This window comes from Citreimonas sp. (assembly GCF_042096055.1).
Classification (GTDB): domain Bacteria; phylum Pseudomonadota; class Alphaproteobacteria; order Rhodobacterales; family Rhodobacteraceae; genus Citreimonas.
Genome location: NZ_JBELMH010000122.1, coordinates 1 through 6,274, shown reverse-complemented (window position 1 = coordinate 6,274; position 6,274 = coordinate 1). Strand labels below are relative to the sequence as shown.

6 protein-coding genes are annotated in these 6,274 nt (G+C 67.8%); 2 read left to right on the top strand and 4 right to left on the bottom strand.

The genetic code is table 11. The features are described 5' to 3' along the window. The 4 genes from ACFDTC_RS16990 to ACFDTC_RS16975 all read right to left on the bottom strand — a co-directional run. A partial coding sequence (locus ACFDTC_RS16990) for a PAS domain S-box protein (RefSeq protein WP_375260064.1) occupies positions 1–1,419 on the bottom strand: 1,419 nt, incomplete at its 3' end. 263 nt (positions 1,420–1,682) lie between these two features. Beyond that, positions 1,683–2,999 carry a TRAP transporter large permease subunit gene (locus tag ACFDTC_RS16985; protein WP_375260063.1) on the bottom strand — a complete coding sequence of 439 codons (1,317 nt, stop codon included), beginning with the start codon at positions 2,997–2,999 and terminating at the stop codon, positions 1,683–1,685. Beyond that, positions 2,999–3,505, bottom strand: a complete 507-nt coding sequence (locus tag ACFDTC_RS16980; protein ID WP_375260062.1) for a TRAP transporter small permease subunit — start codon at positions 3,503–3,505, stop codon at positions 2,999–3,001. Before ACFDTC_RS16980 ends, ACFDTC_RS16985 begins: the two co-directional genes overlap by 1 nt. 85 nt (positions 3,506–3,590) lie before the next feature. Then, positions 3,591–4,676: a TRAP transporter substrate-binding protein gene (locus ACFDTC_RS16975; protein WP_375260061.1), complete on the bottom strand. Its 1,086-nt coding sequence runs from the start codon at positions 4,674–4,676 to the stop codon at positions 3,591–3,593. Between the two features lie 220 nt (positions 4,677–4,896). Between ACFDTC_RS16975 and ACFDTC_RS16970 the strand changes: the two genes are divergently transcribed. Both ACFDTC_RS16970 and ACFDTC_RS16965 read left to right on the top strand, forming a co-directional pair. Next, entirely contained in the window at positions 4,897–5,781 is an 885-nt protein-coding gene (locus tag ACFDTC_RS16970; RefSeq protein WP_375260060.1) for a polysaccharide deacetylase family protein, read from the top strand. 151 nt (positions 5,782–5,932) lie between these two features. Then, positions 5,933–6,274, top strand: a 342-nt coding sequence (locus tag ACFDTC_RS16965; protein ID WP_375260059.1) for an NAD-dependent epimerase/dehydratase family protein, incomplete at its 3' end; no start/stop codon positions are given.

The window sequence follows — 6,274 nt, the reverse complement described above, 5'->3', positions numbered from 1 at the left end:
CGGCTGCTGGCGCGCGTACATCAGCAGCCGCTGCGTCAGTTCGGCGCCGCGACGCGCGGCGGAGACGATCTCGGCAACCAGGTCCTCGCCGGCGCCGACCTCCTCGCGCAGCAGCTCGGCGTTGCCCTGGATCACCGCCAGAAGGTTGTTGAAATCGTGCGCGACGCCGCCGGTCAGCTGGCCGATCGCCTCCATCTTCTGGGCCTGGACCAGCTGCTTTTCGGTGTGTTTCTGCGCGCTGATGTCCTCGGCCACGACGAAGATGACCGGCGTCACCTCGGACCGGAGGATCTGCAGCCGCGCGCGCACCGGGTAGGCCGAGCCGTCCTTGCGGTAGTGGTTCGTCTCGAGGTGGATGTCGTCCCGCTCGCCGCTCAGCAGGGGGGCGATGATCTGCCGGAACTCCTCGGGCGTGGCGTCGCGCTTGATGTCGTGCGGCTTCATCGCCGTCAGCTCGTCCATCGAATAGCCGGTGTTCTCGCGCGCGCCGCGATTGGCCATGACGAAGCGCAGGTCGTCGGTGCCGAAGACGTAGATCTCGTTGAGCGATTCCTCGAGGATCCGGCCCAGCCGGGTGTTCAGCTCTTCGGCGCGGCGGCGTTCGGTCACGTCCCGCGCGGTGCCTTCGACGCCGATCACCTGGCCGTCGTCGCCCAGCAGGTAGCGTGCGTTCGTGCTGACCAGCACCGGGTGCCCGTCCTTGTGCCGCAGCCACGCGTCGAAGCCGCTGATCCGGCCACCGTTCTCGGCCAGCAGCCGCAGGAATTCCTCGCGGCCGGCCGGATCGACGTAGAGATCCTCCAGCTTGTGGCCCACCACCTCGTCGGGCGCGTAGCCCAGCAGGTTCTTGCCCGAGGCCGAGACCATCTGCACGCGGCCGTCCAGCCCGGTGCGGTAATACGTGTCCTCGAGATTGTCGAGGATGCCGCGGTAGGTCCCCTCGCTCTGCCGCAACTCCTGTTCCAGCTGCTTGATCTCGGTGATGTCCTGAAGCGTGCCTTCCATCAGCGCGGGGTTGTCCGCGTCCAGCGGCGTGATGCTTTCGACCTCGCGCACGTGCCGCGTGACGCCGTCGCGGCCGACGATCCGGTATTCCAGCACCAGCGGTTCGCCCGTGGCCTCTCGGAGGGCCAGCGCGTCGCTGTACAACTGGCGGTCGTCGGGGTGGATGAACTGGACGTCCTCCTCCTCGGCGGCGGCGTCCTGCATGTATTCCTCGACGCTCATGCCGTGGATCGCGGCGAATTCCTCGGTGCAGTAGACGTTGCGCCGTTTCTCGAAATCCCAGATGTAGTAGCCGAGGCGGGTCAGCCGCATCGCGGCGCGCAGGCGTCTTTCGCTGTCGGGCAGTTCTGCGGGACGCGCGGTTTCGGTGCGCTCAGGTACTCCGCCCGGCTTGCCACGGCGCCAGGCGGTCAAGGATTTCAGGATGGCGCGCGGTTTTCCGGATTGCAGCAAAACGACGCCTCCACCAACGAAACGGTCCCGGCCAAGAAATTCCAGCAGAATGCGGTTCGGGTTCTAATGATATGAACAATCAGCCTTCTTCGTGAAAAGGGCAATCCGCGAGTTCGGTAAAGGGAAGGTTTTCGGGCCGCCTGCGCGATCGCGACCACTTGGCGGTCGCTGAGGCTGCGGCGGAAAGCGGGCCGGGGCGCACAGGCCCCGGCCCCTGATCGGCGTTACCAGCCGATCGCCTGCGGCAGCCATGTGGCGATGCCGGGGAAGTTGAACAGCAGCACCAGCGCGATCACCTGGATCGCGATGAACGGCACCACGCCGCGGTAGATCATCGCCGTCGTCACCCCCGGTGGCGCCGCGCCCTTGAGGAAGAACAGCGCCCAGCCGAAGGGCGGCGTCAGGAAGCTGGTCTGCAGGTTCAGCGCGATCAGCGCCGCCAGCCACACCATGTCGGTGCCCGCCGCCACGAAGAACGGCAGCAGCAGCGGCAGCGCGATGTAGCTGATCTCGATCCATTCCAGGAAGAAGCCCAGGACGAACAGCAGCGCCATCAGGAACAGCAGCGCCCCCGTCTCGCCGCCCGGCAGCAGCGCCAGCGTGTCCTGCACCAGGTCCTCGCCGTTGAGGCCCCGGAACGCGACCGAAAAGACCTGTGCCGCGATCAGGATGAAGAAGATCATCGCCGAGATGCGCAGCGCGCCCTTTGCCGCCTCCCAGATCATCGACAGGGTCAGGCGGCCGTAAAGTGCGGCGATCAGGATCGACAGCACGGCGCCCACGCCCGCGGCCTCGGTCGGGGCAGCGATGCCCATGATGATCGTGCCCAGCACGCCCGCCACCAGCAGCAGCGGCGGCGCGATCGCCAGCACCGCCTTGCGCGCCAGCGCCCAGCCGGTGATCTGCGCGCGCTCCTCGGCCGGGATCGGCGGCATCAGGTCCGGGCGCAGCCGGCCCAGGACCAGGATGAAGCCGATGTAGAGCCCGGCCAGAAGCAGCCCCGGCATCATTGCCGCGGCGAACAGCGTGCCCACGCTTTCGCCCATGATGTCCGCCAGCAGGATCAGCACCAGCGACGGCGGGATGATCTGCCCCAGCGTGCCGGAGGCGCAGATCGCACCCGCCGACAGGCCCGGGTCGTAGTTGCGCCGCAGCAGCACCGGCATGGTCAGCAGCGTCAGCGTCACCACCGTGGCGCCCACGATGCCGGTCGAGGCGCCCATCAGCACGCCGACGATGATCAGCGCCACCGCCATGCCGCCGTTGAGCTTGCCCGAAAGCCGCCCCACGACATCCAGCATGTCCTCGGCCACGCGGGATTTCTCCAGCATGACGCCCATGTAGACGAAGAGCGGAATGGCCAGGAACTCGTACTTGGTCACCACGCCGTAGATGCGGCTGGGCACAAGGTTGAACAGGAAGTCGCCGAAGCCCATCCAGCCGAACAGGAACCCGGCGGCGGCGATGCCGATACCGACTGGCATGCCGATCAGCAGGAAGATCATGAAGCCGAAGATCATGTAGAGCGCGAGCAGGTCCATCACGCCCTCCCGCTCAGCGCCGCCGCGTGCCGGACCGCGTTGGCCAGGCATTGCAGCGCGAACAGGCCGAAACCCACCGGGATCATCGCCTTGACCACGTAGCGCCCCGGCAGGCCCCCCGGATCGGGCGAGCCTTCGCGGATCGACCAGGCGCTGTCGACGAAGCCGTAGGAGTACTTGATGAACAGCACGGCGATCACCGCGCCGATCAGCATCGAGACGAGGTCCAACATGTGCTGCGCGCGCTCGGGCAGCTTGTCGTAGAGCATGTCGACCCGGACGTGCCCGCCTTCCAGCAGCAGCACCGTGACGCCCAGCAGCGCGATCGGCGCCATCACGTGCCATTCCAGCTCCTGCGCCCAGACGGGGCTGGCGCCGACCACGTAGCGGCCGAAGACGTTGAAGAAGACCAGCGCGATCAGCGCCAGAAGAAGTGCCGCGGCGATGCGCCCGGCGATGCGTGTCACCATGTCGATCGCGTCCGCGACCGCGAGGGCCCTGGTCATATGCCTGCCTTACCTGTGATACCCGTTTGATCGAGAACGGGCGGCCCCGGCCGGGACCGCCCGCAGTCTTGCGCGCCCGGCGCGCCTAGGTGGCGTCGCGCAGCTGGCTGTGCCAGACCTGCTCGGAGGCGGCGGCCCAGACGTCGTGCTGCTCCTTGAAGGCGAAGTAGTTGTCCATCACCTTCTTGAACTGCGCGTCCTCGGCGGCGAGCTCGTCGTAGACCGGACCCATCTCGGCCTTCAGCGCGGCGACCACGTCCTCGGGCAGCACGCGCAGCTCGGTGCCGCCTTCCTCGAACTCCTTGAGGGCGGCGGCGTTGTTCGCCTCGGCCCAGGAATGCGAGATCACGTTGCACGCGGCGGCAGCGTTGCTGACGATGGCCTGCAGCTCGTCGCCCAGCCCGTCCCAGGCGGCCTTGTTGATCGCCAGTTCGGTCACGGTGGTCGGCTCGTGCCAGCCGGTGGTGTAGTAGTACTGGGCGGCGGTGTTCAGGCCCAGGATCTTGTCCTGCGCGGGGCCGACCCATTCGGCCGCGTCGATCACGCCGCGTTCCAGCGCCGGGAAGATCTCGCCGCCCGGCAGCAGCTTCACGTCGACGCCGACGCGGGCGTATGCGCGACCCGCTAGGCCGGGAATGCGCATGCGCAGGCCCTGCATGTCCTCGATCGAGTTGATCTCCTTGTTGAACCAGCCGGTCATCTGCACGCCGGTGGCGCCCACGGGCATCGCGACCACGCCCAGCGGCTCGTAGGTCTCGTTCCACAGGTCGATGCCGTCGCCGATGTAGAACCAGGCGTTCTGGCCCTGCGTCGACATGCCGAAGGGCACGGCGCCGAAGAACTGTGCCGCGGGCACCTTGCCGGCGCCGAAATAGCTGACCCAGCCGTTCATCTCGACGATGCCTTGGCGGACGGCGTCGAAGCCCTCGAAGGCGGGCACCAGCTCGCCCGCATGGTAGATCTGGATGTCCAGCGCGCCGCCGGACATCGCGCGCACGCGGTCGGTGAAATCGGTGAGCGAGCCCGGCCCGGTCGAGTAGAACGGCTGTCCCGGCGGGAACGCCGTGGTCAGTTTCCACTGCATCGTCTGCGCGCGTGCCACGTGCGGCGAGGCGAGTGCCGCCGCGCCTGCGCCGACGCCCGCGGTCCGTAGGAATTTCCGGCGATCCATTGTCTTCTCCCTGTTCGCTTGTTGTGCCTTCCGTGGGGGTAAAGGAGCGCGGGCCGACGGCAAATTTCCTGCCCTGAAGTCCGGCGCTAACGGTTTCGGATTCCCGACAAGTGCCGTTTTTGCGGCCGTTCCGCCGCCGGATGTCGGTTTTTTGGGCGGGACTTGGGCGGCGGGAACGGGGCAGAAACGGGGTCGGCAGACACGGCGACAGGGGACCGACATGACCGGACTGAACCACCACGGACGCTACGGCTATGCGCCGATCACCGACCGGCCGGATTACGACTGGCCCGATGGCCGGCGGCTGGCGGTGTACTTGGGCATGAACCTCGAATGCTTCTCGTTCGGTGACGGGCTGGGGGCCGAGCTTGCCCCCGGCGGGCCACAGCCCGACGTGCTGAACTACGCCTGGCGCGACTACGGCAACCGCGTCGGCGCGCCGCGCATGATGGAGCTGTTCGACCGCCTCGGCGTGCCCGCCACCGTGCTGGTCAACTCGCACCTCTACGAGGAAGCGCCCGGACTGGTCGAGGCCTGGCGCGCCCGCGGCGACGAGATCGCCGGCCACGGCCGCACCAACGCCGAACGCCAGGGCACGCTGCCCGAGGCCGACGAGGCACAGCTGATCGCCGAGGCGACGCAGACGCTGACCCGGCACGAAGGCGCGCCGCCCAAGGGCTGGCTCGGCCCCTGGATCAGCCAGAGCGCGCTCACCCCCGACCTGCTGGCCGAGGCGGGCTACGACTACCTGCTCGACTGGTGCCACGACGATCAGCCCACGTGGATGAAGACGCGGTCGGGCCGCATCCTGTCGGTGCCCTATCCGCAAGAGCTCAACGACATTCCCCAGATCGTCGGCCGCAAGCGCGAGGGGGCGGATTTCGCCGACATGATCGTCGACGCCTTCGACGTGATGCTCGAGGAAAGCGCGCGCCGCCCGCTGGTCATGGGCATCGCGCTGCACGGCTACCTGATGGGCCACCCGCACCGGCTGAAGCACTTGGAACGCGCGCTGCGGCACATCCTGGCGGCCGGCGACGACCGCGTCTGGTTCACCACCGCCGGCGCGATCAACCGTCATTTCCGCACGCTGGGCCTCGACTAGACCGGCCGCCCCCGAGACCGGAACACCGCGCAAGCCCCGGCGCCGCGTCGCAAATCTTTGACGTGGGCGGCGGGGCGGTGATCTGGTCTATGGCGCCGCGATGCTGATAACGTCGCCGCATGGCATTTCGCAGACAAGGGGAGAAGACGCCATGAAGATCGCGGTTCTCGGGGGCGACGGCTTCGTCGGCTGGCCCACGACGCTCCACCTGTCGGAACTGGGCCACGAGGTTCATATCGTCGACAACCTCTCGCGCCGGTGGATCGACACCGAGCTGGGCGTGCAGTCGCTGACGCCGATGGACTCGATCCAGGAACGCTGCCGCATCTGGCAGGACATCACCGGCAAGAAGCTGCATTTCCACCTGCTCGACCTCGCCAAGGAGTTCGAGCGCCTCAAGGCCTGGCTGGTCGAGCATCGCCCCGACGCCGTGATCCACTTCGCCGAGCAGCGCGCCGCGCCCTATTCGATGAAGTCCGACCGCCACAAGGTC

Excerpts from the sequence above, each read along its gene's own strand:
- ACFDTC_RS16985 (WP_375260063.1), bottom strand. The coding sequence starts at position 2,999 with ATGGACCTGCTCGCGCTCTACATGATCTTCGGCTTCATGATCTTCCTG.
- ACFDTC_RS16970 (WP_375260060.1), top strand. The coding sequence starts at position 4,897 with ATGACCGGACTGAACCACCACGGACGCTACGGCTATGCGCCGATCACC.
- ACFDTC_RS16980 (WP_375260062.1), bottom strand. The coding sequence starts at position 3,505 with ATGACCAGGGCCCTCGCGGTCGCGGACGCGATCGACATGGTGACACGC.
- ACFDTC_RS16975 (WP_375260061.1), bottom strand. The coding sequence starts at position 4,676 with ATGGATCGCCGGAAATTCCTACGGACCGCGGGCGTCGGCGCAGGCGCG.